The organism is Photobacterium sp. SKA34, from assembly GCF_000153325.1.
Classification (GTDB): Bacteria; Pseudomonadota; Gammaproteobacteria; order Enterobacterales; family Vibrionaceae; genus Photobacterium.
Genome location: NZ_CH724141.1, coordinates 874,520 through 901,257, shown reverse-complemented (window position 1 = coordinate 901,257; position 26,738 = coordinate 874,520). Strand labels below are relative to the sequence as shown.

The following is a 26,738-nucleotide window of genomic DNA, read 5'->3' as shown; positions in this document are numbered from 1 at the left end:
TCCCAAAAGGTTAATACATCATTAATAATACGCTTTTTACACTAATAAACATAAAGAAGGTTTGATATGGAATCCTCTATTTTTCCCTCTTGGTTAGGGGGGTATGAAATTAACCGATATATCACTAATCCTAATATTAAAGTTGGAGATTACAGTTATTATTCTGGCTATTACCATCAGCATCATTTTGAAGATCAATGTGTTCATTACCTACTTGGTGATAAGTCCACTAGTGAAGTTTGGCAGTCAGGTCTTTTTGGGGATGTCGATCATTTAATTATTGGTCGTTATTGCTCTATTGCCACAGGAGTTGTATTTATGCTGTCGGGTAATCAAGGACACCGACATGATTGGATCTCAACATTCCCATTTGATTTCCAAGAATTTGGAGATGGCGTAAAAACAGAGATCCAACGAGCAGGCGATACTGTTGTTGGTAACGATGTTTGGTTCGGTGCTGAATGCGTTATTTTACCTGGAGTCAAAATAGCTGATGGTGCCGTAATTGGTACTCGTGCCGTTGTAACAAAAGATGTTGAACCCTATTCTGTTGTGGTGGGTAACCCATCGCGATGTGTTAAAAAACGATTTACTGAGCAGCAGATCGCCTTGTTGCTAGAGATGCAGTGGTGGAATTGGCCTAAATCTGCATTAAAAGCAGCAATGCCGTTGATGTGTAGTGCTCAAGTCAATGAGCTTTATCAATATTATTTAGCCAATGTAAAATAATAATGTAAATTATAAACTTATTTTTAGTTATTTTATGAAAGCATTCGCTTTTTGAAATACTCCCTTCCTATATGCCTTTTTGTCATTGAATTTAGCCTAAGTTGAAAATATTACATTGATTTACAATTATTCAATGCTAAAAATTCGTATTTTATGCTTAACTCTACGATAAATGATCAACTAAATTTGAAATTTGGATGAATTATTATGCTGAAAAAATCGTTTTTTAGTTAAAAAATTGATCTAAACCAGTAAAAATTCAATTTTTGAGTTTTTTTTAAAACAAAAGTTGAGACATTCAAATAAAATTGAGTAAGATGGTTGAGCAAGCTTGTTGATAGATTCCTTTTCCGACATTTTCAGTGAGCTAGCTTCAAGGTGGATAGTGATATCCGAAATTTGCCCTTAAAAATAATGATGAGATAACCATGAGCAATTCTTTAGTTCTTGTAATCAATTCTGGTAGTTCTTCACTTAAATTTGCTTTAATTGATACTGTCAACGGTGAAGCTACGTTAAGCGGCCTTGGTGAGTGCTTCGGCCTCCCTGAAGCAGTAGTTAGCTGGAAAGTTAATGGTGAAAAACATGAGTACAAACTTGACGGTTTAGAAAATCACCACCAACAATCTATTGACCGTATTGTTGATCTAGTTGAAGAGCTAGGTCTAAAAGAAAATATCGTCGCTGTTGGTCACCGTGTTGTTCAAGGTGGTAACTTATTTGATCGTACTGTTAAGATCGATGAAAAAGTTATCGCTGACATCGAATCACTAAGTGATTTAGCACCGCTACATAACCCTGCACACGTTATCGGTATGCGAGCAGCAAGCAAAGCATTCCCAACACTGTCTCAGTATGCAATTTTTGACACTGCATTCCACCAAACAATGCCAGAAAAAGCATATACTTATGCTATTTCTCAAGAAGTAAGTAAAGAATATAACATTCGTCGTTACGGCTTCCACGGTACAAGCCACTTCTACGTAACGCGCGAAGCTGCAAAAGTAGTTAATAAGCCTGCTGATGAATCAAGCTTTATTTCAGTTCACTTAGGTAACGGCGCATCAGTATGTGTTGTTAAAAATGGTGAAAGTATTGATACGTCAATGGGCTTCACTCCACTAGCTGGCCTAATGATGGGTACACGTTGTGGTGATATCGACCCAAGTGTTCTTGAGTACTTATTGAAGAAAGGTTGGAGTGAAGAGCGTCTTGAGAAAGAGCTTATTAACAACTCTGGTTTCCTTGGTGTTTCAGGCTTTACTAGCGACTGCCGTGGTATTCTTGAAGCAATGGAAGATGAAAGTCATCCTCACTTTCATGGTGCTAAGCTAGCATTCGAATTATTTACTTATCGCGTAGCTAAATACATTGCATCTTATATGGTTGCACTAGACGAACTTGATGGCATTATTTTTACTGGTGGTATTGGTGAAAATGCTATGCAAATTCGTAGTGAAATCCTTCGTCTAATGAAGATCTTTGGTTACCAAGAAGATGTAGAAGGTAACACAGCTGCACGTTTTGGTGCGCAAGGCATTATCAGCAAGCCAAATACACCACTTGCTATGGTTATTCCAACCAATGAAGAGTGGGTAATTGCAAATGAATCAATGGCGCTATTACACGCTTAAGTGGGAATAACGCATTAGATCTCCGAGTGGAACGGCTTGGATAATACTCTGGTTTGGAACGCCAAAGTATGCGGAACGGGAAAACGGCTCTTTGCTTTAGTAAAGAGCCGTTTTTTCGTTCTTCTGATTATTACAAGAAGATGTCATAAATCCCTCAAAAGCTATCTTCAACCAGATCAGCAATTATTTGGCTCAATTTTAGCGTTTCAACAAAATATGCAAGTTAAGAACTTGTTACAAGCTTTGGTAAGCTTTAAGCCGTTATCAATATCAGGCGGCATAGTGGATACTGAAATATTCACTCATTTATCTGAAAAAAATTAAAGTATTGCAATATTCTTTTTTATGATGTTCTTCAATATAAAGAGAGAAAAAATTGTCAGTCTCTCTTTATTGAATAAGCTAAACTATTACTATAAAAGTTATAGTAAGAAAATTAAGAAAAATTAATTTATTAAATACTCTGAAATTAATCCTTCAAATTCCTTGCTTATATTTGTTGTAACAAAGATATATGAGACACTTATAAAAAGCTCTAGATTAAAGACTTTGTAAGCTATCTTAGCTTTTCTAAACTCCGAAAGTTTGTTATCAGTAGTCATTAATAATCTTTGTGATAGTATCGAATTTCATACTACTTTTATATTTACTGAATATTGATGTTTGTCGTTTTACTATTACGTAAAGCTTTATTTTTTGCATCAATAGTTTCGCTAAGTTTTTCTGTTTTGATTTTTAATGCTTTTCGATACTGTTCTTGTAAGACTTCATCAGTTTTATCATTTCGTAATGTTCTCTCAAATGCCACATCTTCAAGCTTTTCTTTACGCTCTTGTGCTGTTAATCGTCCTTTTCCGGCAAAGTTAGTATCGTTGGCACGTTGGAAAACTTGACCTTGTGTTGTGTCCAAGCGAACGGTTAAGCGCCCAGATTGATAAGCGCGAACAAATACAGAAGAACCTTCAATTATAGGTGCGGTATCGACTTGATAAACTTCCAATAGATCGCCTGTTTTTTGAGATTGTACTGTATAGCGATAAGCATCTACTAAATCTGGCTCAGATAATCCATCTGCCAATAATGTTAGGCCACCAATCAATGCTGTACCAAGTCCGATAGCTAAGCCATCTCTCGATCCGCTTATTAATGCACCGCCAAGTCCTCCAGCTACTAATCCAGAGCCAACCACTTGAGCTGACTGATTTTTAAGTTGTTCTGGTTTTACTTTCACAGGATCAAACGTTAAAACCACGCCACGTGTCATGTTAATCATGCGGTCATTAATATCAACGATGTTACTATTTAGACTGTCTTGTTGTGCTTGCTTTGTTGCTTGACAGCCAGTTAAAGAAATAGAGGCAATAACAGTGAGAGCTATAGCTATTTTTTTCATGTGAGCACCAAATATAAGATAACGTATGTATGCATATAGTTGCACAAAAGTGCTTTGGGTAAAATAAAAACATTATTTTGCTTATAATGAATTTTAAAAAATGTGATAGAAATAACATGAAATAAACTATTTAAACTTAATGAGTATGATCACTATTATCAAAATTTAAGACCTCTTTAATTTTTGACTTTTATTTAAAATCAGTGTTTGCTGTAATAACTTATCTGTTAATATGTTTGAGTTGTTGGGTAGGTTAATAGTATTTTCAGTAATCTTCGATCAGAAAATTTAAGTTTAAAATTAGCGATATAAATAAATTTATATGTTGTATCTGAAAAATCTGGGGGAGTAAATGATACTTTAGGTGGTCTTGTTTTTTTAATTTTGTATATCTGTAATATTTACTATACACAGCAACATACCCCCTAAAGATTGTCACTTTTCTCTTTAATGTTGTAACCACTAAATAAGGATGTCATAGATTATATTTATTAAGTATAACTATGTGAATAAATTCGAGGGAACGATTTTTTTGATAATAAGTTACTTTATAAAAATTGCTTATTGATTAGAATGAGTACGTTAGTCGATAAACTGAGATAAAAAAGGAAGCCTTTATAGGCTCCCTTAAATAACACCGACTATAAGTTGGGGGAAGTTAACCTGCAGCTTTTAGGAAAGACAGATTGAAGGTTATAAAAGCGCTTAATGAAACGACCTAGATACGGCCTTCACTTCCACACACACGGATCTTACTCATCACCACTTCTTTCATTGCTGCTTTACCTGGAATGATGTACTTACGTGGGTCATTTGCGTCAGGGTGATCGCCGAAGTAGTGTTTTACCGCATCCGAGAAAGCGATTTTCAGCTCAGTTGCGACGTTTACTTTGCAAATACCAAGGTCGATACAGCGACGAACCATCTCATCTGGCACACCGGATGCGCCGTGAAGTACCAATGGGATATCTACGACTGAACGGATTTTATCTAGACGCTCAAAATCCAATTTAGGCTCTGCTTTGTATAGGCCATGTGCAGTACCGATAGCCACCGCTAGCGAGTCAATACCTGTGCGGCGAACAAACTCAGCTGCTGATGCAGGGTTTGTCATTAGTGCATCAGCGCTGTCGACGATAAGATCATCTTCCTGACCGCCTAGACGCCCCAGCTCAGCCTCAACGCTGGCATCAAAACGGTTACAGTAATCAACCACTGAACGTACGATTTCGATGTTTTGGTCAAAGGCATAGTGTGAACCATCAATCATGACTGAGCGGATGCCTTGATTCACTTTATTGTAGATATCTTGCTGATCTTCATGGTGATCAAGATGAAGCACCAAAGGGATTTTATGTTTTTGGGCTGCTGACTTACAAATATTGATCAGGTAATCAGTACCAGCGTAATCGTAAGTGCCTGGCGTGCCAGCCAAAATTACAGGAGAGCCCATTTTCGATGCTGTTTCAACGATAACTTGAACAGTCTCTAGGTTGTGGATATTAAATGCAGGAACCGCGTAACCGCCTTTTTGAGCACGTTTTAGCATTTCACGAGAAGAAATTAGATACATAGAGCCTCCTGACTTGGTTGTTGCGCCTTAAAGATAAGGCGTCCATCAACCCAAGTCTTAAAAATTGATAAATCAGATGTAATTGCAACCATAGAAGCGCGTTTGCCAACTTCTAAGCTGCCTAATTGGTCTTGCAAGCCTAAGGATTTTGCTGGGGTTAAAGACGCCATCAGCCATGCTTGCTCCAGTGGCAAGTCGAGCCACTGTTGAATGTTTCGTACTGCGTGAGGCATCGTGAGAGTGCTGCCAGCTAAACCGCCCGCATCGGTGGTGACCACGCCATCTTTCATATTCACGGTGTATTCACCGAGAACGTATTCACCATTTGGCATCCCTGTCGCACTCATTGCATCAGTGATAAGCGTGAGGCGGTTGCCACAACAGCGATGGGCGACATCAATAGCCGCAGGATGAACATGGTGACCGTCAGCAATCATCTCGACATAGCTGTTGAAATGCAGCAGACCTGCACCAACTACACCAGGGTCGCGATGATGAAGACCACGCATGCCGTTGTAGCAATGCACAATGCCATTCGCGCCAGCGTCTAATGCTTGTTGAACTTGGTCATAGCTAGCATCGGTATGCCCAAGCATGACTTTGATACCTTGCTGACGTAAGTATCGAATCGCTTCGATTGCTCCCGCTTTTTCAGGCGCTAGAGCAACCGTAATTAGGTGGTTATCAGCGTAAGAGATCCAGTTATCTAGCTCTTCAACGGATAAGTCACGAAACCAAGCGTTAGGGTGGGCACCTTTGTTTTTTTCAGTAAAGTAAGGCCCCTCTAAATAGGCACCTAGGATTTCTGCACCGTCAACACCTTGCTTCATGCTCATAGCCACTTGCTGAAGGGCTGATCGAATTTTTGTAACGGGTGCTGTTACGGTGGTTGCCACAAATCCGGTGACGCCAAGGCTGGCAAAGTATTGCGACATGGTATTTAAACTAGCGTGACAGGCATCCATCACATCGCAGCCTTGCGCGCCATGGACATGAGTATCAATCATGCCCGGCATCAGACTCACTTCACCTAAATCGATAAAGTCACTATGCTGCTGGTGGTTAAATGGCTCGATAGCGGTGATAGTGCCATTGTCACTGATCGTCACTAACGCATTGTTAAGCCAAGTATCCCCGTGCAACACGCGCTGAGCACGATAGCTTTGATGAGTTGGTGATAGTTGATTAGATACCATCCTCTTCAACCTCTTCCTGGTGTGTTTCTTTAGCTGACATTTCAGCCGCGAGTGAAGTGATCCCGCGGTGGCCACATTTCACCGCTTGGTCGCGGAATTCGATAAGCTTAAGTTCGTCGCGCTCTAGCAACATTTCTGCTGCCATTTGTAGGTTCGTGCCTGTCACAACTTCGATATCGTCGCGCTCTTGGCTTAGTAGAGATGCTGTACGAAAAGGCGTACCACCTAATAGATCTGTCAGAAATACAATACCTTCACCAGAATCAATTTCTGCGATCGCTTTACGCATTTGTGCTTCAAATTGAAGAGTTGTAGCCTCTTCTGGGAAGTCGATAAATTTGAATTGTGGCTGTTCACCGATGACCTGAAAAATCGCTTTTGCGACGCCTGAAGCAAAACCACCGTGACCAGATAAAATAACAGCAATCATTTGTGAGTCCTTCTTGGGGCTGACGTATCAGCCCCGTTTTTTATTTTTAAGATTTGGCGAGCGTTGGGGTTATAGGAAGCCCATGAAGCGACCCACAATGCCTAGTGCTACTGTAATACCGATAAGTTTTAGTGGGCTCCAACCACGTTTAACTAGTGCGTACATACCTAAGGTGTAAACCAGTGGTAGGAACGAAGGCATCAGTTTGTCGATAACGTCTGCTTGTAGTTTGACTACTGCGTCACCTGCGTTGATTTCAGCGGTTGTTGATAAGCGAACGTAAGTTGCAACTAGAGCACCGATTACCGTCATACCCACCATTGAAGCCGCGTGACCTACTTTCTTGGTGTTGGCTTTAATCACCGGAATTGCCGCTACCCCCATTCGGTATGCATAGTGTGCAAGACCAAAGCGCAGAGCGAAGTGCACCACGTTAAACAGCACGATAAAGAACACTGCACCCATGATTGAGCCTTGCAGGGCAAGGTCAGCACCGATACCACCACAGATAGGGAGAAGGGTTAGCCAGAACATCGCATCACCGATGCCGCCCATTGGTGCACCAACGGCAATCTTTGTACTTTGGATACTGTTGATGTTCTGTTTAGAACGTTCCATTGCCAACACAATGCCCATAACAAATGTCACTAAGAATGGGTGTGTGTTGAAGAAACCCATGTGACCTTGCATTGATTTTGCTAAGTCAGCTTTATTGGTGTGAATCTTTTTCAGCGCAGGTAATAGGCCGTATAGCCAACCAGAAGCCTGCATACGTTCGTAGTTGAATGATGCTTGGAGCAGTAGTGAGCGCCATGCCATGCGGTTAATGTCCGCTTTGGTTAGATCTGCGCCAATCTCTTTGTTTTCGTACTCATCTGAATTCACACCAGGAGCTGGTTGCACGTCAGCGTTATGTTTACTAAGGTCCAGTTCGTTGCTTACATTAGATTCCATCTTCAAAGTCCTCAGCTGGTGCAGTTACAGGAGTCGTTTCTGTTTTGCGCATAAAGTCGATAATTGCCATTGCTGTTGCAGCGGCCGCAATCGCAAGGATTGGGAGTTGTAGCCATGCTGCAGCAACAAAACCTAGGATGAAGTAAGGGATGTAAGCGTTCTTCATCATGATCTTCATCAGTACCGCGAAACCGATAGCTGGCATAATGCCGCCAGCTACGCCTAGACCATCAATTAGGTCTTTAGGTAGTATTTCAACAATTTTTCCTGCGTGATCAGCGCCTAGGTAAACTGGTAAGAATGCACATAGGAAGTAGAAAGAACCTAGAACAGCAAGTGCTAAGTAGTTCACGCGTTCGATACCATCGGTATCGGCGTTTTGTGCAAATTCATCACACTTAGACATAACTGCTGACATACCCGAGAACAGTAGAGTGATACCCATTTGTACAGCAACAGCGAAAGGAACAGCGACACCAACCGCGACGTTAGGATCTACTTTTGTGGTGATAGCGAAAGCCGTACCAACGATAGTACCGATGATTACGTTTGGTGGCTGAGCCCCCGCTAGTGGCGCTAGACCCATCCAAATCAGTTCTAGCGTACCACCCACTAGAATACCGGTTTGCAAGTCGCCTAAAATCAAACCAACTAGCGGACCAAGTACTACTGGACGGTGGAAGTGTGTAAGACCATTAAATAAATCTAGGCCAGCAAAGAAGGCTAGGATGCCGAGCATCAATGCCTGTAAGAGTCCTATTTCCATGATTGATGTCCTTATGTTTAGATAAGAGTAAAGAGGTCAGTTCCACTTTCAGTTGGCACACCTTGAATAGTGCACGTCACGCCTAGTGCTTTTAGTCGTCCAAATTCCGCCACATCATCAGCACCGACTGAGACTGTTTTAGCTATTTGGTTTTTATCTTCTGCGTAGTGCATGTTACCGACGTTGATATTGCTAATTGGCACACCACCTTCAACCAATTGACGGAAGTCTTTTGGCGTGCGGCAAACCAGTAAAATGCGTTGACGATCTGATGCTTTGTGGATGGTTTCGATTGTCTTTTGCACTGTCCAGAAACGAATCGCGATGCCGTCAGCAAGAACCATTTCCATCAAGTTTTGTTGAATCGTGTCTTCAGAGACTTCGTCGTTAACCACAACGATAATGTTGGCATAAGCAAAACCTACCCACTGCACACCTACTTGGCCGTGAACTAGACGCTCGTCGATACGACTTAAAACGATATTTGGCATGATGATCTCCTTTAAAATTATTATTGGTTGTATGGGTAGATAGTGACGCCTTGCACCACTCGATTTACTTCACCAGATGGACAAGGATTATCTGGGCCCAAACCGAGTTGAATTGATTTTTCAAATGCCAACATTTGGCAGAAAATGAGGTACGGGAAGCACAGCCATTGGTCGCCAAGGTCAAGCTGACCAAGCTCAAATACCGCTTCTTCATTTAATGGCAGTTCAGAGATTGCGATGTGTGCCAGCGCTTGTTTATCACGACGGATTTCATTGAACAGATCCATGTCGTATTGGCGCGTGTAGGTTTCACTTGAAAGCAATTGAATCACTAGTGCACTTTGGTCGATGGTAAATTTAGGACCATGGCGGAAACCAAGAGATGAATCGTAAGCCGTCATCACTTGACCTGCACTTAGCTCAAGGGACTTAAGTGATGCTTCACGTGCTAGACCGGCAAAACCGCCGCTTCCCAGAACTATTAGGCGTTGGAAAGGTTGTCTTGCTAACTCTTTAACTGCTGCTTGCCATTGTTCTAGTTTGCCTTCACAAAGTGCTGCAGTGGATTCGATTTGCCTGTTCCATTCAACTGGCGTTTGACCGCCCAGTAGCGTCAGTGTTGACATCAACATGCAGCTAAAGCTTGACGTCATGGCAAAGCTTTTATCGTTTGAGCCTTCTGGCATTAGCATGCAGTAAGCGTTGTTTGCTGTTTGTGCATAACCAGACAGCGCGCCATCTGCGTTACAAGTCAAAAATAAGTGGTGGCAATCAGGTACTAGTTGATCAACCAAGGCAACGGCTGCCACGCTCTCAGGGCTATTACCTGAACGAGCGTAAGAGACCAGTAATGTTGGACGGCTTGGATCAAGGTATTTTGTTGGATTTGACACCAAGTCCGTGGTTGGAATTGATTCAACACGGAAGCCAAGACCTTCATTAATAAATGGTGCTGCTGCATCACCAACGAATGCAGAGGTACCTGCACCAGTTAGAATGATACGTAGATCTGAACGCGCAAGAAGCGGGTTCAGAAAAGCACTCACAGCATCATATTGTTGTTCTAAAATGTCAGATAGTGCACGCCATAAACGTGGTTGGTGGCTGATCTCTTGTGCAGTGTGAACACCGTTGTGTTCTTCTAACCACGGCAGTTCATAGCCTAAAAATGATCGCATTTGATAGTCTCCTTAGATACCGCTGTATTTGTGTAACAAGCTTCAGAGTAAACTTGCGTTACTTCCATAATCTTGTGCATCACAATTTCAGCGGGTTGATTTGGTATTTGGTGTTGAGAAATAGCCTTAGCTTGATTTGGTAAATATTGGCTAAGGAGAGTCATAGGCAGCGGTTTAACATTTAAGTTGTCGAACATTACTTGTTGCGCTGCTTGCACTTCTGGATGAGTCCAGTAGTAACGAATGCGATCGCTTAAGCTGTAGCTGCAGTCTAAGAATTGTTGATGCCCTTTACTGGCATAGTGTGAGCGCCAGTAGTTTGGTTGCTCATGCATCACTTGTTCAATGGTTTCACGTAGATGAGACGCATTATGTGTGCCTAACCACTCTTTTTCCGCGCGGTCTAGGCCATAAAGAGCTTCACGCAGAGCAAATGTTAGAGCAGGGCCGACCTTTAAGATGGCAAAATGGTCGCGAACTAATTCATGGTAAGCCACAGGGTTTTGGTAATCGGTAGAGTGCGCTTCAAACACAAGATTTGGCTGACTCTTGATTAGGTTGCTCAGTGATTGCGCGGCAATACTGTCGTAGTGGTGTACACTGTGATGGTCAAATTCCACACCTGGCTGAACAACAAGACCGATAATGCGAGGCCACACATAACCAAGACCCATATCGCTAAACGCTTGATGGTGAGCCTCAAGTGTCGTGATGGCCTCTTGAGGTTTAGTGACTTCAATCCCTTCTTCTTCTAAAGATTCGAGCGCACCGCCAGGGGTTGGGACTTCAGTCCCCACAACATAAACAGGTGCTTCACCGCCTGCGATCTTCCATGCATTTTCTGCAACCAAACATAATTTGGCAGCGCGCTCTGCCATGATGGCTTCACTTAGCAGGGTTTTATCGTCAGCACATGACATTGAGCAATCTAGGTGGATTTTCTTAAAACCTGCCAAGACATAGTCATTGATCATCTGCTCAGAATATTCCATTGCTTGGTTAGCTGGTAAATGTTGCCAGCAGTTAGGACCTAAGTGGTCGCCACCTAAAACAATATTCTCAACAGGGAATTTCAAATGTTCAGCCAAGGCAAACACATGTTCGGCGAAGTCTTTTGGTGACATACCTGTGTAGCCACCAAACTGATTCACTTGGTTTGATGTGGCTTCAATTAAAACAAGCTGATCGTCTTGTGCCGCTTGCTTAATTGCAGCTTCAAGTACAAGTGGGTGCGCAGAACAAACTGAGTAAATACCAGTAGCATTTCCTTGTTTGTGTCGCTCGATAAGAGAAAGTAACGCTTTCATTTTCAATCCTAATTTATAGTTCGGTCTGCAAGAATGACGGTGACACCCAAGTCAGTTAAGGCTTGGTGAATAGCATGTGGAATATTGCTGTCTGTAACCAAAATATCGATTTGGTGTGCCGCTCGGATCATGCAAAAACTCTTGCGTCCGAACTTGCTTGAGTCTGCGACGGCAATCACTTGACGAGCGACGTCGCACATAGCGCGGTTCATTTGTGCCTCATGATTGTCAGGCGTGGTAATACCCGCTTGCAGATCAAATCCGTCGACACCTAGAAACAGTTTGTCGAACAGATAAGCACGAACTTGCTCTTCACCTTGATGGCCAGTCAATGAACATGATGTGCGACGTAAATTGCCGCCAACTACGTGTAGATCAACGTTGTTGTTATTGCTCAACTGATAAGCGGTGTTGAGCGCATTCGTCATAACCACCAAATGCTGTTTGTTATTGAGGTACTTTGGCATCAGACCTATGGTGGTGCCTGAATCTAAAATGATGGTGTCGCCATCGTTAACGAGCTTTGCCGCAGCTTCAGCAATGTATTGTTTGGCACTGCGATTAAGTTGACCCTTACGGTGTAAAGGTTGTTCGAAAGCAAAGTTCGGGTTTAATGTCGCACCACCGTAACAACGGAATACACAACCTTCCTTTTCCAGTAAGTTGAGATCATGACGAATCGTGACTGCTGAGACGTCGTATTGCTGAGTAAACTCATCTACTTTGCCTGAGCCATTGTTGCGAATGTGCGCCATGATTTGCTGTCTTCTCTCTGCACTGGTCATTTACCTATTCCCCTTTCGTTACATTTCAATTCAAGGAGTGAAGTGTTTCGATTTCTTTTGGTGTGGATTAAAGCAGTAAATAATGGATAAAAATGAAAGGTGGATCACAAAGGGTTTTCTTTCGATTTGTTTGGTTTTGGTCTTTCACTTGGGTGAAAGTGAAAGCTTTTCTTTCACTTTGAAGAGGGTTTTTTGTGTTGAGAACCAGTTTTGCATCGGGATTATGAAGAGAAACAGTGAAAGCGAAATGAAATCCTTAGAAGTAGAAGGGTTTCGATAACCAAATCGACGAAGATCACAAAAATCAAACTTGCGGTAATTTTCGAAAACGTAGAGAGAAAAAGAACAGTCCTAATTGAACTGCTCTTAGTGAGTGAAAGAAGGTATTAATATGCTGGTAGAGGCTTGTTTTTGCAGTTAATTTAGTAACATGTATTAGGCAATAGCATAAACAATATGGACATCAACGCCCATTTCGGTCAGTTGCTCGACGTAATCTTGGGGAATACCACTATCGGTAATTAAGATATTCAATTGCTCAGGGCGGGCAATTAAGCAAAAACTTTGGCGATTAAACTTAGAGGAGTCAGTTACCGCAATAACGGTTTGTGCCGCTTCGACCATTTTACGGTTAATATTAGCTTCGCCTTGATGAGGAGTGGTAATGCCGGCAATTTTATCAAAACCATCAACCCCTAAGAATAGCTTGTTGAAGCGAAAGCCGGCTAAGAATTCTTCCCCACCAGTGCCATGTAATGAATAGGAGTTATGCCGCATTACACCTCCGCTGACCATAACTTCGATGTTCTCTTGATTAGCGAGGTGATAGGCGATATTAATACCGTTAGTCATAACAACAAGGTTATGTTTAGGGTTGAGGTAGTGGGTGATTTGCTCTGTGGTTGAGCCAGAATCAATAATAATTTTATCGCCGCTTTGTACCAAAGATGCGGCGTATTCGCCGAGTTTCTCTTTGATATCACAATTGAGCTGTTTTTTATCATTCAGTGGGCGTTCGAAGGCAAACTTGTTGTTGAGTAAGGCTCCGCCATAACAACGAGTCACGCAGCCTTTCTTTTCCAAGTGGTTTAGGTCATTGCGAATCGTCACCTCTGAAACATCGTAAAGTTCAGAAAAATATGTAACTTCACCTTTTTGGTGAATTTGAATGTAGTGAAAGATTTTTTCACGTCTTTGGGCAGTGGTGGTCACAGTGAGCTCTCGGTATTGATTAACAACATATCACGTTTTAATAATAAAAGTTCCGGCAAGGTAGAACCAAACATACTCATAAGTGCCAGAATAGCAAAAGTAATTGTACGCCTGTTTGTTGAAAATGAATCGGTATTAATATCATGTTAACACGTGAGTTCAACCTGCGTATTCTCTCGTTTGACTTTCTATTTTAAGAGAGTCCTTATTTCCTCGTTTGGTGAAAGTTTGCCCGCTGAATTTAAAGCGATCTTGTAAACCCCGTAATATCTTTATCTATTGTTACGGTTCCAGCCATGGCTTTTGAAAAAGAGAGGGGACTAACAACCAGTAACGCTGTTACAAGAAGTAAACTCTTTCTCATTAGCAATCCTTTAAGTAGAAAGAGTAACTCAATTGAATCTTCCCTGTACCTAAAGGTGTTACGTTAACTTAATAGTGTAGTGGCATAGTGAATTTGGTCACTTAGTTAGAGGTGATATCATCACTTCATACGTTAACAGGTGACACTATGACAAATCGTACAAGACGACTATTCAGCGCAGAATTCAAGCTCGAGGCTTCACAGTTAGTGATTGATCAAAATTACTCAGTGGCAGAAGCCGCCCAAGCCATGAATGTGGGTAAATCCACGATGGATAAATGGGTTCGTCAGCTTAAACAAGAACGACAAGGCAAAACGCCAAAAGCTTCGCCTATGACCCCTGAGCAAATAGAAATTCGGGAATTAAAAAAGAAGTTAGCTCGTCTTGAAGAGCATAATGAAATATTAAAAAAAGCCACGGCTCTGTTGATGTCGGACTCACTGAACAATTCTTGATGATCAAGAAACTCAAGCAGAGCTATAGCGTAAAAACATTATGCGAAGTCTTCAATGTTCATCGAAGTAGTTATAACTATTGGCTAAAGCGTCCAACAGCGATTAGGGCGGAAACAGTCAAACTTCGCAGCTTAGTTAGTGAGGCCCACGCAGCAAGCAACGCCTCTGCGGGAGCGAGGACTATTGCAGATATAGTCACAAATCAGGGTTTAAAACTGAGCCGATACCGAGCAACAAAACTCATGAGAGAGCTTGGTTTAGTCAGTTGCCAACAGCCAAAGCATCGATACAGAAAGGCTTCTCAAGAACATGTTGAGGTTCCAAATCACTTGGGCCGACAGTTTGCTGTTACCGCCCCAAATGAAGTTTGGGTTGGTGATGTTACGTATATTTGGACAGGAAATCGCTGGATGTATTTAGCGGTTGTTATTGATCTTTTTGCCCGCAAAGTGATTGGTTGGTCGATGTCTTTATCACCTGATTCCAGTCTGACAGGCAAAGCTCTTTCAATGGCTTATGAGTCGCGTGGTAAGCCGAAAGGCGTCATGTTCCACAGCGATCAAGGTAGCCACTATACAAGTCGAAAGTACCGTCAATTACTGTGGCGTTTTAAGATAAAACAGAGTTTATCTCGCCGAGGAAATTGCTGGGATAATGCACCAATGGAGCGTTTCTTTAGAAGCTTAAAGACCGAATGGGTGCCAACAGTGGGTTATCGTAGTTTTGCTGAAGCTCAACAAGAGATCATCCGCTACATTATCGGGTATTACTGTCAACTCAGGCCGCATCAATATAATGGCGGCCTAACTCCCAACGAATCAGAACGATTATATTGGGAAAACTCTAAAACCGTGGCCAATTTTAGTTGACCACTACAGTAGTGTTAGTACAAATGAAATTAAATTACATAAAAAGCTGAGAAGCCTACAAGATATAATGGGTATGTATGTTAGCCCTGATGATTGTTTCCTTGCCTTGAGGGGACTTGAAACTTATGAATTGCGACAGGAGAAGCAATCCAATTCAGCAAAAGCTATTGCCCAGTGGTTAGATAATCACGAATCAGTTGCTTCTGTTTTGCATCCAGCTTTACCATCATCAGAAGATAATACGCTTTATAATAAATATTTTGATAATTACGGTTCAGTATTCTCCTTCACTTTAAAAGATGAAAGCCAAATAGGTGCATTCTTTGATACTTTCACGAAGTTCAAAATAGGTGCTAGTTATGGAGGGACGACAAGTCTTATTGCATATTATTCGGTTGATTCATTGAAATCACGCTTATTTACTAGAGGTGACTCTTCTTTAATAAGAATCTCTATTGGGCTCGAAGATAGCCAATGTTTAATTAATGATTTAGACGCATCCTTAAAAAAAACACAATAGAAGAAAAATAATAATTAAGACAAAATATTTAACAATGGAGAGTTATATGTCTTCCAGTACCCTTACGTCAAACCTTAAGTCAAATACAATTGGAAATAGTTTTAAAACTGATGTGTTATGGATATTAGCTATTTATGGATGTGCTGTTGGAAGCGGATCACTTTTTTGGCCGATAAGTCTTGGTAGTGCAGGTATATGGTCAATGGTTATATTAATCGCACTTGCATTTCCTGTAACCTATTTCACGTATAGAGTTCTTGCCCAATATATAGCTGAAGGTACCGTTTCAAAAACCTCAAAAAGTAATCTTATTGATACAACAAATGAGCTTTTAGGGAATAAAGCCGTAAAATATTTGACTGTAGCTTACTTTCTAATAATGATTCCTTCGTTAGCTGTTTATGCCATTACAATGAGTAATACATTTTTGGATTTTTTCAAAACACAGTTGGAGTTTGATCCTTTAAATAGAAATCTTACTGTCTGTGGTATCCTTACTGTGATGTCACTCATTTCATTGGGTAAGACTGAAACAATAGTTAAAGTCGTTGGCTTTATAGTATTCCCATTTATAATTTCATTAATATTTTTTGGTGTTATGTCTATTCCTCATTGGAATACAGCATTTCTATCTTCAGAAGCAAATACAAATTTTATTCCTGAAATCTTTAAATCTACTTTTAATAACTTACCTGTTCTTATTTTTGCATTTAGTTTTACTCCGATAGTTTCAAGTTTAGTGGCTCATTACAAACAGTCTCATGGTGAGCATGCATTTAAAAAAATTGATAATATCCTAATTATATCCTTGATAATTATCATATCAACAGTAGTATTTTTCTCTCTGAGTTGTATTTTCACACTTACGCCATCTGAAATTAAATTGGCTAGAGTTGAAAATTTAACTTCACTATCAATCTTAGCAAGAAAGTTTGATGCTCCTTGGCTTGCTATTTGTTCTCAGGTGATTATTTTCTTTGCCGCAATGAAAGCCTTTCTTGGAACGTTTATAGCTACAAGAGAAAGCCTTATAGGGATGGCTAAGAATATATTTAAATGTGGGGATGACTTTGCTAATGGACTTGCAATGCGTCTTATTTCTGTCAGTGTGGTTTTTGTAATAACATTAATTCCAACTATAGAAAATCTAGATATCATTAATATTATAAAGTACTTTATGGTACCTGTAAGTGTCTTTATTGTATTCTTCTTACCTCAATATTCATTTTACAAAGTTCCTAAGTTAAATCATTGTAAAGGTGGGTTTATCAATTGGTTTGTAATTTTTACCGGTATTTTTGCAATGTTCTCTGGTTTTATTTAATGATTATTAATCTTAATTAGACGCTATACATTAAGGTTGCCATAGTTTGTGCTTTTTTGTGTTTACTTATTTTATTGTTACGGGTAGAAAGTGGCGAAAATTAACTTATATCACAGAGTTTAAATTTTTTCATGAAATAACATGAGCTATTGATTTTAAATCAAATTATTTTTCCCTTTTTTCTTATAAATAAGGAGCTTGTTTTAAACCATAAGCTATATATTTAACAAAATAAACTAGGAAATAAAATGTTTAATAAAAAATCAACGTTACTGACGACTCTTTTATTTATTGCCATACCATCACTGGCTCAAGCGGGATCACCATCTTTTGATTTAACGAATGGTATTGATGATGACTTTCATCCAGTAAAACCTTATGTTTCAATTAAGGTGATAGATGATCAATTTCATATTTTTGACAGTGAGAATTTTATTGATGGAGATAATATCACTCCTGATAAAATCTATGATCCTATGATTACTTACTACGAGAATACTGAAGAAGGTACACGAATGGTTAAAGTACATTGTCACTTCTTATTAAAAAATAAATCAAGACATGACATTTTAGATATAAAAAATAATTCGTATGGAATTACTTTTAAAAGTGATACTTGTTCTACAAAGGAAAGAAACTTTAATAATGGAATAAAGGTATACAATAATAATTTTGAAGAAATTAAAGATTTTTATTTAGTTCTTTCAAAATCAAAAGATATCTTTTTTGATAACGGTGATGTTTTTTATAACGAAATGAAAACTTTTTCTCGAAAAGATCTTAATAAAACTGATTATGATGAAGATATTACTAATGATAGTGAATTACTTGAATTAGGATATGTTTATAGGGACCCAAAAGAACCTATTATTTGCTCAACATATACATCTTTCAATGATCTTAATCAGTCAGGATTTTATGCTGATAAATACATATGTGAAAAGTCATATTAATCTATAGAATTTAAATTAATTATACTTTATAAAGGCTTGCTAGATTCTAGCAAGCCTTTTATTATTAACCTTAATTAAGTAGACGCTATAAATGAACCTTGTCATAGGTTAGATATCTTTTTACCTTTACTTACTTTTATTCTTACCAGAAAAGAAATTATTGAATCAAATCACAGTTTATTATTAATAAAAAATTGCTCTTAATCAAGTTGTATTTACCTTAATTGAGTTGTAATAAGTGAGGAAATACTGAGGTTAAAAATATCTTATAGTTATGCTTATAGATTTATAGTAAAAGTAAAATATAGTTAAACAGGGGCATTTTCTCTTGTTGAGTGTTTATATTAGATAAAGAAAACATACGAACGGAACACTAAATTATTATTGTATTCTTTTTCCTTATATAAACTAGGGTGAAATACATTGAAACATCTGATATGTGAATTTATATACTCTTACTGTTGACTAAAAAGAGTAAGCTATCTACTATGCTCCAGTCTTTAAACAAAGGAGAACATCATGGACAACGACAGTCGAAGGTGGATTACTAACACAATCGCGAGGATATTTTTGAAGTAACTTGGATTAGGCTTTATTATTTTTTCCCTCCTCTTTATCCTTCTCGCCTTTTTTAATATTCTATTTTTATCAACAAAAATAGTATGTTACCGCGTTAGTAATCACCTGAATATTTCGTATTTATCTATTGCTTTTTAGAAGCAAGAGATTGTTATATTTAATTGAAAGGTGCATTAACATGACCAATACAATAAGTAATTTCGTTTATCAACAATCTATAAATATAGCGAATAGCACAACACCCGTTGATATATCTCTTTTTTTACGCTGGGTTGAAGAAAAAAATATCGCTAATTTAAACGCATTATTTAGTGCGGAGTATATTCAGCAAACACTGTGTTTTATTAAGCAAATATCAGAAAAGTCACTTAATATGCTTATTTCTCTTAATGGTTTTGAGTATAAGCAAGATATTGAATGGTTTGTGAAAGCAAAGCATCCCGTTATTCATGCCACTCATTCAGCGGCAATGATTGTATTTCCACAACACTTAACTGTAGAGCAAACACAACAAGCTTTGCGTCGTCAATCTGTTGAGTTTAGCTGTATAGCTATTACAGATCATCATGATCGTTTTGTCGGTTTAGTTAAATTAGATGAACTAATATCGGCACGCCCTCACAGTACGTTGTTAGATATCGTCCAGAGTGCGATTTGCTGTCATTTCAGTGCTTCGCAAGAGCATGCTGTAGCACTACTGAAAAAGAGTCGTTTTGATGTGCTTCCAATCCTTAATGGGATGGGAGTTCCAGTTGGTTTGTTATCGGCAAAATCTGCCATTGATATCATTACCGATGAGCAAACAGAGGATCTGGAGCGATTAATGGGAATACAACAAGATAGTCATTCCAGTGATTATATGAACCTCTCTGTGATGGAACATGTAAGCAAACGTATTGTATGGGTTGTTGGTCTTGCTGTATTAGGCCTGTTATCTGGCATGGTAATACATAGCTACGAAGATACCATTGAAGCGATTACCGTACTGGCGCTTTACATGCCAATGATTGCTGACTCTGGTGGTAACTCAGGAACACAATCAGCCTCTGTAATGGTGCGCTCTCTCGCGTTGGGAAATATTAAACTTCGAGATTGGCTTTATGTTTTGTGGAAAGAGACCCGTATTGCCATTGTGATGGGCAGTGTGTTGGCTGTTCTAACGTTAGGTAAAGTCTTCTTTCTGTCTCAAGGTATTGAGCTGCCAACGGGAATAACGCTGACAATGTTAGGCAGTGCCATTGGTTTAGCACTTTTTTTTCAAATTTTATCGTCTACTGTCATTGGTGCGATGCTGCCGTTAATCAGTAAGCGCTTTGATCTCGATCCTGCTGTTGTTGCCAGCCCGGCTATCACGACCATTGTTGATATCAGTGGGTTATTGATTTATTTCTTCTGTACCACTCGATTACTCGGTTTATCTTGAAAAGACATTAGGGGTAAACATGAATATTGAATGGAAAAAAAATAATGCGCTGGTGGTCTCCCAGATGTTAGAGAATGGAGCGTCTGGGTCTGTTGATATTAAGATTTATATGGATGGCCAGCGTTATTCAAGCAATGACTTTGAAGAGGGCATTAAAAAAGATCTATATCGTACGATACATATCTATCATAGTGCTGACGGCTTGCTTGAAGTAGAAGCTAACTTAAAGACGATTGCAATGGAGATTAGTCAATGGTGCTCTGAGATAGAATATCAACTATTAGAATGGCTAAATACTTTTCATAGGGCAGTCCGAGCTTCATGTTTATCGGTTTCTTGTGAGCAACATTACCCAAATGCAGCATCACTATGTTGGCAGGTTGAACATATTAATCACCAATTTGCACTGCTCTTTGTGCGTTGTGAACCTGCTCGTTTATTGCAAAAGCGCTTATTGGTCATCGCGTGCCAAGAGATCTTAAAACTTTACGAAAGGTTAAAAGAGAGTGGTGCCGAATCAGCATTACAGCTTGTTTTGCCGTGTCTTGACCGGTTGTTAATTGAACGTAATCGTATTTCTGGTTGGCGTCCGATTGAACAAAGAAAGAAGGCATATCATGGTTCGGGTTATCACGATGAGATCGAGGAGTTTGCTTCTAATTGGTCGGTTTGCCAGCATGAATATTTGCAATCTCATCGTAACGCTTCGCTAAACCATTTATTGACCATAGCGTTAAGTAGTATGCTCGCGATGTCAGTAGTATTGACGTTCAAGGATCACTTGATGAAGTTAAGTGATCATTTAACATTAAGTATTCTTTTACTGATTTGCTTGCTCTATGGCGGCCGTGATGTTGCTAAGGAGTTACTTAAAACGAAGATCAAAAAGCAACTTAAAAAGTTTAACTTTTACCAAAGGTATAAACTGATTCGTGCAAAACATCGTCGAGCAGTGGGAAAACGCAAAACGCGTGCACAGTCTTATCATATTGAAGGTATGAGCTCTTTTGAGCCATCTAAATTGTGTTTGCAGCGAACAGATAGCATTGTCTTTAAAAAGAAAGCTAACAGAGCTGCAGTTTCCATGTATACCGAAACTCACCTATCTCTCAATTGCTTGGAAAAATATCGCAAAGCGAAACATTTTAGAGTTCTGAACCAAGAAGGGGAAAGCCAGCGTTCAGTAATACATGATAATAGAGACTTACTGATTAAAATTGAAATAAAGCAATCAAATAGAAGTACTATCACAAAATCATTCCGGTCTACTAATGAGGTAAATCCTCGTTGGGTGGAGGTTGCAAAAAATAACTGAGACTTAGAAGTTGAGAACCTATTACGAGGTTAATAAGGCATTCAGAATCGTGAGTCTTTCAAGAGTCTAAAGAGAGTCGCCAAGTTAGTTTTATTTTAAATCTTACTTAGCGACTCTTTTTTATTTAATGAGTATGCACTAGTTAAGACTTAGTACACATATTAGGTTGTTTTTTGAACTGTGGAAGTCGAGGTAGGAGTAGGCCTGTTATAACAACAATTATACCAACAACTTGTAATTCAGTGACTTTCTGACCCAGTAAAGACGCGGTTATTACCGAAAAAATAGGCACTAAATTAAAAAAGAGTACTGCTTTTGCTGGCCCAAGCTTACTAATACCATTTAACCACATTAGGTATCCGGCAAAAGTACCAAATAAGCCAATGTATAATACCTCAAAGATGCCTGTTGCTGAGCTGCCCCATAATTCAATAAATGGGTTTGGCCCTGCTGAAGTAGCGCACATAGCACCAATCACTATTGTCCCTGTTGACATACCAATAAAAGTATAAGGGAGTACTGGTATCCAGCGATTAATACCGCCACTAACATAGGTGTACATACTCCATGCCAACATACCGATAAAGATGAGTTTATCACCATGATTAAAGCTCATAGATAAAAGCCTATCGAGGTGTCCATTTGTTAAAACAATTAATACACCAAATAAGCTGATAAATAGGCTTAGAAATTGCGCACGAGAAGGGAGTGTGCGTGAAACAATACAAACAATGAGCGAAGTGAATAGAGGGCTAAGCGCCATAATGAGAGAGCCATTCGCAGCATTTGTTAATGTTAATCCTGTGAAAACACAAAAATTGAGTCCACCTATTCCGATAGCACTAACAATTATGATCCAAAGCCATTTTTTTATATCCAAGTTCGGCATACGTATATGTGTTAATAAAAGGTAAGCAGCCAAGCCTAAAGCAGCGATAAAGAAGCGCCAGAAAACGATAGAGAGTGGTTGCATTTCGCCTAGGGCCTCTTTACCCATAGGAAGACTACTGCCCCAAAAGAAAGTGCATATAACAATAAGTATGATGGGTTTTATAGGTGAAGTTGCTTTCATCGTTACACCTTTTTGTTTGTTTAAATGTTGTAGCTAGTGTATAGATTTCAATAATTGGATAAATAAGCAAAATTAGGACAGTAAATACCAATAATGAAATCTAGATATTCGTTAGATGATCTACGTTGTTTTTGTGTAGTAGCACGTCATGGTAGTTTCAAAGCTGCAGCAACCTCGTTAGGTATGCCACTATCGACGTTAAGTCGTCGTATTCGTCAGTTAGAGGACGATCTACAGCTTCGATTACTAAATAGAGATGCGCATCGAGTAACGTTGACCAGTACTGGTGAGCAGTATTTTCAGCGTTCAGCCATTTTGTTTGATGAATTGCACGATATTGATCAAGAACTCCATCGAGATAAATATTATCCCCAAGGTAAAATTCGTATTTCTGCACCCATTAATGCTGGCTCAAAATACCTGAGAAAAATATTTTATGACTTTTTAATTCAATACCCTGAAATTCAGCTGGAACTGAATTTTTCTGGTGCCAACATTGATGTCGAGGCTGAAGGTATTGATATGGCATTTAGGGTTGGAACCCTTTCAGATGAAGATTGGATTGCTAAGCCGATAAAAGATATCCACTTTATATTCTGTTCTCATCCTGATTACGATGTTTCTACATTATCGAATCCAGAGGAATTACACGATCATCCACTGATCATTTGTCGTCCTATTAGAGTATGGGAAATGATTAATCATGAGAGTGGTGAAAAATATGATTATTCTCCTAAAGAGAACGTAAGGCTTGAGGTCGACGAAGGTTTTATGATGCTTGAAGCCATCAAAACAGGAATAGGTATAGGCTACGTTCCAAGTTACTTAGCGTATCCCATGATAGCAAACGGTGAAATAAAGCGCGTTCTACCAGCATGGAGCAGTGAAGCTCGAACAATGTTTATGCTCTATCGCGACCGAGAACATATTCCTATGAGAGTACGCCTACTGATTGATTTTGTTATGAAGCATTTTCAAGATAATTAATTTAAACTATTGTAAATATTCGCAATATTCACTTATCAATATTTTTAAATAAGGCGCGACATCGACAATAATTTTTGCAAGATAGTGCTGTCACTTTAGTTACGAGCATTATCGGATTGGTTCTTCAATAGGACTCTTATCAAATTGGCTTACTAAAAAATCAATCAAAGATCGTTGTGCAGGCCCCATGAGTCTATTACGTGTAAATAGTAGAGAGATCTGTTGTGGCGGTGGACTATATTGTGAAAGTATTTCAATCAACTTTCCCTTTTTAACTAGATGGTTTGTTTGGAAATCTGGTAACTGAAGTATCCCTTGATCTTGTAAACAGAACTCTCGTAAAACGTCAGAATCATTCGACTCTATTTCACCATTTACTTTTATTTGAATGACTTTGTCGTTCATCTGATAAGTCCAGCGCCTTGGTGTTTGTCTAGCGCTATTAATCAAACATGTATGTTGCTTAAGATCTTGAGGTATAAGTACCTCGCCATTGCATTGAATATAATTTGGAGTGGCAACGGTTTTTATTTTGTATTCCCCCAATGAGCGTGCAATTAACTCTGAATCAACTAATTCACCAACTCGAAGCGCTAAGTCATAACCTTCTTCGATCAGGTTTACATTTCTGTTCGTTAGAAAAAGGGAAAGTTTCACCTCTGGATGTTGTTTTCTGAACAGTGATAATATGGGCGGTAAAATATACTTACCAAGAATCAACGGTGCTGTTATCCGTAATTCTCCTTTAAGTGTTGCTGTTGCTGGTGTCACGCCTTTTAATTCTTCAACGTTTTGACTTATCAACGCCATTTTTGCTAAGTATGCTCGCCCTTCAGTGGTTAAACCTATACTGCGCGTTGTTCGTTGTAACAAACGTACACCTAACCATTTTTCTAATTCACTAACCTGTCGACTAACAGCAGATGGAACCAAATTCATAGCATGGGCTGCTCCTGAAAAGCTTTTATGTTCAACAACTAGCTGAAAAGTTTCTATTGATTTAAGCAGATCCATACCACCTCATTGTTCGAAATAAATCACTAATGTTGTGAATTTTAGGCTATTTATTACATTTAGTGAGTTATTTAATCTATTGGTATACATAACTTCAAGAAGAAAGGTATCGATGTGAGTTATCGCTACAAAATAGCATCAGTTTTTTTAATTGGCTTTTTCCTCGACTGTATCAATATTTTTATGTCAGCTATTGCGCTTCCCTCAATTGCGAATACCTTCAATACTGGTACTGCAAATGTCGCATGGGTTGCAAATTCGTACATTCTCGGAATGACGTTAGTTATTCCTATGAGTACTTGGTTAGCCAGTCGATATAGTTCTAGAAACGTTTTAAGTTTTTCTATGGCCTTGTTTGGATGCTCAGTATTTTTCTGTGGTTTATCAACGAGTTTATATCAATTGATAGGTTGGCGATTTATACAAGGTGTTGGAGGAGGGTTAATGATTCCAGTCGGTCAGTCATTAACATTTAGTCTTTTCCAACAAAAACAACGGGCTAAGGTATCAACTTTTATTATGATGGTCGCATTAATTGCGCCGGCCATATCACCTACGATAGGGGGGCTGATCGTTGAACATTTATCTTGGCATTGGGTGTTTTTCAGCAGTGCGCCACTCTCAATCATCGTATCTATACTGGCATGGTATTGGGTTCATAATGATAATAAAGCAGACAGTGAGCGACCTGATATTAAGGGACTATTTCTAGTCAGTACTGCTTTGATTGCATTATTAGTTGGTATGTCAATTTATTCGAATAGCCAATATGGGATAAAAGCAGAAGTCATTGGAACGTTTGCTATTGTTGCTGCTTTAATATTGGTGGGTATTTATATCGAACATGATAAAAACCACCACAATCCAATAATTAATTTAAGTTTATTCAAAAATAATAACCTGACATTATCGATTATTATTTATTACGCCATTCCAGGCGTATTTACCGGCATTAATCTACTTAATATTTTCTTTTTACAAGGCGTTTTACATTTTAGTGCAGATAAGACTGGTATGTTTATGATTTTGTACGGTATTGGTGCATTTATTGCCATTATAGCTTGTGGAAAAACTTACAATCATATTGGGCCTAAAAAACTGTTTGTTATTAGTTTACTTATACATACTGCTGGTGTTGCGACTTTATTGTGGGTCCATTTAGGATCACCAATATATGTAATCATGTTGGCATACATATTAATGGGGTTGGGTGGTGGTTTAGGGGCAAACTGTGCTCAGACCACAGCATTGATGGACTTTGATGAACATCAGATGCTTAAAGGTAGTGTTATTTGGAATATTAACCGACAGATTTCATTCTGTGTAGGTGATGCTTTTTTTACTATGTTATTTAATTTGTTTTGTATGAGTGCACATTTTAAAAGTATTGATGCTTACCATCTTACATATTTGATCGCTGTTTTAATTGGTATTTTAACACTTATATTTATTGTAAAAAGACAAAAGGTAACACTATGAATAAAGCAATCATGCTTGCATCAGAAAATATACACACGCTTCATAAATGGATACAGCAAGTTTTTACGGATAGAAATGGAAAAGGACTTGATGTGATGGGGGAACTAATTTCTTCTTTTGATCAAGAGTTTACAATGGTTACTCAGCAAGGGAGGGTAATTGGACTCCCTGAAGTAAAACAATTGTTCACCAGTTCTCTTGGAAAGCGACCTAAACTAGAAATAATAATTGAAGATGTTGTTCCTATTTTTGATGATAACGGGATTGTTACGATTCGCTATTGTGAAAGCCACCACGAGTGTCACCTGTATAAAAGACGAATTTCAACGGTAATAATTGATACATCAAATGAACAACTGCGTTGGTTGTACTTACACGAAACGCCAATATCTGAACGATGATTTGTCATAGATAATAACTTTTAAATAGAGTTAACTAATTTATTCATTAATTAACTCTTATTTTGGTAGTTATAAATGGTGTTCTTTAAATATCTAAAAATATAACTATTGCTAAATGTTATTCTTTCATCTTATCCATTGGTTAAATAATGTTAAATAATATAGTTTAATTTAATTATAATTAAAAGAAATTATGAATGAGTATTTATTCTAATTATGACAATAATATTGGAGCAATTGCTAATAATGCTCATTTGAATTTATAAATAATAATTAACTTAGTATTGTTTATATAAATTTTTTATTCCACTTATAAATAATTACATTTATTGTA

General features: G+C 38.8%; 26 protein-coding genes. 12 read left to right on the top strand and 14 right to left on the bottom strand.

Features of this window, described 5'->3' with window-relative positions; all coding sequences use genetic code 11:
• The first annotated feature begins 66 nt into the window (after positions 1–66).
• The 3 genes from SKA34_RS05555 (at position 67) to SKA34_RS05545 (ending at position 2,687) form a co-directional block, all read left to right on the top strand.
• Positions 67–729, top strand: a complete 663-nt coding sequence (locus tag SKA34_RS05555) for a CatB-related O-acetyltransferase (RefSeq protein WP_006644528.1) — start codon at positions 67–69, stop codon at positions 727–729.
• A 428-nt stretch (positions 730–1,157) separates the two neighbouring features.
• Positions 1,158–2,363 carry an acetate/propionate family kinase gene (locus SKA34_RS05550; RefSeq protein ID WP_006644527.1) on the top strand — a complete coding sequence of 402 codons (1,206 nt, stop codon included), beginning with the start codon at positions 1,158–1,160 and terminating at the stop codon, positions 2,361–2,363.
• Between the two features lie 36 nt (positions 2,364–2,399).
• A complete protein-coding gene (locus SKA34_RS05545) occupies positions 2,400–2,687 on the top strand; it encodes a hypothetical protein (RefSeq protein WP_039859729.1) in 288 nt (95 codons plus the stop codon).
• Positions 2,688–3,009: 322 nt separating this feature from the next.
• Here the strand turns inward: SKA34_RS05545 and SKA34_RS05540 are convergent, their stop codons facing one another.
• The 12 genes from SKA34_RS05540 to SKA34_RS23785 form a co-directional block, all read right to left on the bottom strand.
• Positions 3,010–3,756 carry a hypothetical protein gene (locus SKA34_RS05540; RefSeq protein ID WP_006644526.1) on the bottom strand — a complete coding sequence of 249 codons (747 nt, stop codon included), beginning with the start codon at positions 3,754–3,756 and terminating at the stop codon, positions 3,010–3,012.
• Positions 3,757–4,474: 718 nt separating this feature from the next.
• Positions 4,475–5,329 (bottom strand): tagatose bisphosphate family class II aldolase, encoded by an 855-nt coding sequence (locus tag SKA34_RS05535; RefSeq protein WP_006644525.1) that lies wholly within the window; start codon positions 5,327–5,329, stop codon positions 4,475–4,477.
• A complete protein-coding gene (gene nagA, locus SKA34_RS05530) occupies positions 5,320–6,525 on the bottom strand; it encodes an N-acetylglucosamine-6-phosphate deacetylase (RefSeq protein WP_006644524.1) in 1,206 nt (401 codons plus the stop codon). The genes SKA34_RS05535 and nagA overlap by 10 nt, the downstream gene beginning before the upstream one ends.
• Positions 6,515–6,955 (bottom strand): PTS galactosamine/N-acetylgalactosamine transporter subunit IIA, encoded by a 441-nt coding sequence (gene agaF / locus SKA34_RS05525; protein ID WP_006644523.1) that lies wholly within the window; start codon positions 6,953–6,955, stop codon positions 6,515–6,517. The genes nagA and agaF overlap by 11 nt, the downstream gene beginning before the upstream one ends.
• 69 nt (positions 6,956–7,024) lie before the next feature.
• Positions 7,025–7,909 carry a PTS N-acetylgalactosamine transporter subunit IID gene (gene agaE, locus SKA34_RS05520; protein WP_006644522.1) on the bottom strand — a complete coding sequence of 295 codons (885 nt, stop codon included), beginning with the start codon at positions 7,907–7,909 and terminating at the stop codon, positions 7,025–7,027.
• Complete coding sequence (gene agaW, locus SKA34_RS05515) at positions 7,899–8,675, bottom strand: PTS N-acetylgalactosamine transporter subunit IIC (protein WP_006644521.1); 777 nt, start codon at positions 8,673–8,675, stop codon at positions 7,899–7,901. The genes agaE and agaW overlap by 11 nt, the downstream gene beginning before the upstream one ends.
• Before the next feature lie 17 nt (positions 8,676–8,692).
• Positions 8,693–9,166, bottom strand: coding sequence for a PTS N-acetylgalactosamine transporter subunit IIB (agaV, locus tag SKA34_RS05510; protein ID WP_006644520.1), 474 nt, complete (start codon positions 9,164–9,166; stop codon positions 8,693–8,695).
• Positions 9,167–9,186: 20 nt separating this feature from the next.
• Positions 9,187–10,344 (bottom strand): SIS domain-containing protein, encoded by a 1,158-nt coding sequence (locus SKA34_RS05505; RefSeq protein WP_006644519.1) that lies wholly within the window; start codon positions 10,342–10,344, stop codon positions 9,187–9,189.
• Positions 10,329–11,651, bottom strand: a complete 1,323-nt coding sequence (locus tag SKA34_RS05500) for a D-tagatose-bisphosphate aldolase, class II, non-catalytic subunit (RefSeq protein WP_006644518.1) — start codon at positions 11,649–11,651, stop codon at positions 10,329–10,331. Before SKA34_RS05500 ends, SKA34_RS05505 begins: the two co-directional genes overlap by 16 nt.
• Before the next feature lie 8 nt (positions 11,652–11,659).
• Positions 11,660–12,436, bottom strand: coding sequence for a transcriptional repressor AgaR (gene agaR, locus SKA34_RS05495; RefSeq protein ID WP_006644517.1), 777 nt, complete (start codon positions 12,434–12,436; stop codon positions 11,660–11,662).
• A 435-nt stretch (positions 12,437–12,871) separates the two neighbouring features.
• A complete protein-coding gene (agaR, locus tag SKA34_RS05485) occupies positions 12,872–13,648 on the bottom strand; it encodes a transcriptional repressor AgaR (protein ID WP_006644515.1) in 777 nt (258 codons plus the stop codon).
• Between the two features lie 241 nt (positions 13,649–13,889).
• A complete protein-coding gene (locus SKA34_RS23785; RefSeq protein ID WP_255348819.1) occupies positions 13,890–14,012 on the bottom strand; it encodes a hypothetical protein in 123 nt (40 codons plus the stop codon).
• A gap of 147 nt (positions 14,013–14,159) precedes the next feature.
• Here SKA34_RS23785 and SKA34_RS05475 point away from each other — a divergent pair.
• From SKA34_RS05475 to SKA34_RS05450, 6 genes are all read left to right on the top strand, one after another.
• A protein-coding gene (locus tag SKA34_RS05475) for an IS3 family transposase (RefSeq protein WP_086004105.1) occupies positions 14,160–15,337 on the top strand; the annotation gives its coding sequence in 2 pieces (ribosomal slippage) (positions 14,160–14,418 and positions 14,418–15,337; 1,179 coding nt in all).
• On the top strand, positions 15,300–15,857 hold the full coding sequence (locus SKA34_RS05470) for a PLP-dependent transferase (RefSeq protein ID WP_369750671.1): 558 nt from the start codon (positions 15,300–15,302) through the stop codon (positions 15,855–15,857). Before SKA34_RS05475 ends, SKA34_RS05470 begins: the two co-directional genes overlap by 38 nt.
• A gap of 46 nt (positions 15,858–15,903) precedes the next feature.
• Complete coding sequence (locus SKA34_RS05465; protein ID WP_006644513.1) at positions 15,904–17,181, top strand: amino acid permease; 1,278 nt, start codon at positions 15,904–15,906, stop codon at positions 17,179–17,181.
• A gap of 248 nt (positions 17,182–17,429) precedes the next feature.
• Entirely contained in the window at positions 17,430–18,134 is a 705-nt protein-coding gene (locus SKA34_RS05460) for a hypothetical protein (RefSeq protein WP_006644512.1), read from the top strand.
• A 757-nt stretch (positions 18,135–18,891) separates the two neighbouring features.
• On the top strand, positions 18,892–20,136 hold the full coding sequence (locus SKA34_RS05455; protein ID WP_006644511.1) for a magnesium transporter: 1,245 nt from the start codon (positions 18,892–18,894) through the stop codon (positions 20,134–20,136).
• Between the two features lie 19 nt (positions 20,137–20,155).
• The gene (locus tag SKA34_RS05450; protein WP_006644510.1) at positions 20,156–21,451 is read left to right on the top strand and encodes a hypothetical protein; all 1,296 of its coding nucleotides are present in this window, start codon (positions 20,156–20,158) and stop codon (positions 21,449–21,451) included.
• Positions 21,452–21,593: 142 nt separating this feature from the next.
• Here SKA34_RS05450 and SKA34_RS05445 read toward each other — a convergent pair whose 3' ends face one another.
• Positions 21,594–22,523 (bottom strand): DMT family transporter, encoded by a 930-nt coding sequence (locus tag SKA34_RS05445; protein ID WP_039859727.1) that lies wholly within the window; start codon positions 22,521–22,523, stop codon positions 21,594–21,596.
• Between the two features lie 93 nt (positions 22,524–22,616).
• Between SKA34_RS05445 and SKA34_RS05440 the strand changes: the two genes are divergently transcribed.
• Positions 22,617–23,510, top strand: coding sequence for a LysR family transcriptional regulator (locus SKA34_RS05440; protein ID WP_006644508.1), 894 nt, complete (start codon positions 22,617–22,619; stop codon positions 23,508–23,510).
• Positions 23,511–23,618: 108 nt separating this feature from the next.
• Here SKA34_RS05440 and SKA34_RS05435 read toward each other — a convergent pair whose 3' ends face one another.
• Entirely contained in the window at positions 23,619–24,524 is a 906-nt protein-coding gene (locus tag SKA34_RS05435; protein ID WP_006644507.1) for a LysR family transcriptional regulator, read from the bottom strand.
• Between the two features lie 114 nt (positions 24,525–24,638).
• On the opposite strand from SKA34_RS05435, the gene SKA34_RS05430 reads away from it, so the two are divergent.
• Positions 24,639–26,003, top strand: coding sequence for an MFS transporter (locus SKA34_RS05430; RefSeq protein ID WP_006644506.1), 1,365 nt, complete (start codon positions 24,639–24,641; stop codon positions 26,001–26,003).
• Entirely contained in the window at positions 26,000–26,404 is a 405-nt protein-coding gene (locus tag SKA34_RS05425; protein ID WP_006644505.1) for a hypothetical protein, read from the top strand. Before SKA34_RS05430 ends, SKA34_RS05425 begins: the two co-directional genes overlap by 4 nt.
• The last annotated feature ends 334 nt before the right edge of the window (positions 26,405–26,738 follow it).

What these genes read in the sequence shown, in the direction of transcription:
- SKA34_RS05555 (WP_006644528.1), top strand. Translation starts at nt 67, where the DNA reads ATGGAATCCTCTATTTTTCCCTCTTGGTTAGGGGGGTATGAAATTAAC.
- SKA34_RS05550 (WP_006644527.1), top strand. Translation starts at nt 1,158, where the DNA reads ATGAGCAATTCTTTAGTTCTTGTAATCAATTCTGGTAGTTCTTCACTT.
- SKA34_RS05540 (WP_006644526.1), bottom strand. Translation starts at nt 3,756, where the DNA reads ATGAAAAAAATAGCTATAGCTCTCACTGTTATTGCCTCTATTTCTTTA.
- SKA34_RS05535 (WP_006644525.1), bottom strand. Translation starts at nt 5,329, where the DNA reads ATGTATCTAATTTCTTCTCGTGAAATGCTAAAACGTGCTCAAAAAGGC.
- nagA (WP_006644524.1), bottom strand. Translation starts at nt 6,525, where the DNA reads ATGGTATCTAATCAACTATCACCAACTCATCAAAGCTATCGTGCTCAG.
- agaF (WP_006644523.1), bottom strand. Translation starts at nt 6,955, where the DNA reads ATGATTGCTGTTATTTTATCTGGTCACGGTGGTTTTGCTTCAGGCGTC.
- agaE (WP_006644522.1), bottom strand. Translation starts at nt 7,909, where the DNA reads ATGGAATCTAATGTAAGCAACGAACTGGACCTTAGTAAACATAACGCT.
- agaW (WP_006644521.1), bottom strand. Translation starts at nt 8,675, where the DNA reads ATGGAAATAGGACTCTTACAGGCATTGATGCTCGGCATCCTAGCCTTC.
- agaV (WP_006644520.1), bottom strand. Translation starts at nt 9,166, where the DNA reads ATGCCAAATATCGTTTTAAGTCGTATCGACGAGCGTCTAGTTCACGGC.
- SKA34_RS05505 (WP_006644519.1), bottom strand. Translation starts at nt 10,344, where the DNA reads ATGCGATCATTTTTAGGCTATGAACTGCCGTGGTTAGAAGAACACAAC.
- SKA34_RS05500 (WP_006644518.1), bottom strand. Translation starts at nt 11,651, where the DNA reads ATGAAAGCGTTACTTTCTCTTATCGAGCGACACAAACAAGGAAATGCT.
- agaR (WP_006644517.1), bottom strand. Translation starts at nt 12,436, where the DNA reads ATGACCAGTGCAGAGAGAAGACAGCAAATCATGGCGCACATTCGCAAC.
- SKA34_RS23785 (WP_255348819.1), bottom strand. Translation starts at nt 14,012, where the DNA reads ATGAGAAAGAGTTTACTTCTTGTAACAGCGTTACTGGTTGTTAGTCCC.
- SKA34_RS05465 (WP_006644513.1), top strand. Translation starts at nt 15,904, where the DNA reads ATGTCTTCCAGTACCCTTACGTCAAACCTTAAGTCAAATACAATTGGA.
- SKA34_RS05460 (WP_006644512.1), top strand. Translation starts at nt 17,430, where the DNA reads ATGTTTAATAAAAAATCAACGTTACTGACGACTCTTTTATTTATTGCC.
- SKA34_RS05455 (WP_006644511.1), top strand. Translation starts at nt 18,892, where the DNA reads ATGACCAATACAATAAGTAATTTCGTTTATCAACAATCTATAAATATA.
- SKA34_RS05450 (WP_006644510.1), top strand. Translation starts at nt 20,156, where the DNA reads ATGAATATTGAATGGAAAAAAAATAATGCGCTGGTGGTCTCCCAGATG.
- SKA34_RS05445 (WP_039859727.1), bottom strand. Translation starts at nt 22,523, where the DNA reads ATGAAAGCAACTTCACCTATAAAACCCATCATACTTATTGTTATATGC.
- SKA34_RS05440 (WP_006644508.1), top strand. Translation starts at nt 22,617, where the DNA reads ATGAAATCTAGATATTCGTTAGATGATCTACGTTGTTTTTGTGTAGTA.
- SKA34_RS05435 (WP_006644507.1), bottom strand. Translation starts at nt 24,524, where the DNA reads ATGGATCTGCTTAAATCAATAGAAACTTTTCAGCTAGTTGTTGAACAT.
- SKA34_RS05425 (WP_006644505.1), top strand. Translation starts at nt 26,000, where the DNA reads ATGAATAAAGCAATCATGCTTGCATCAGAAAATATACACACGCTTCAT.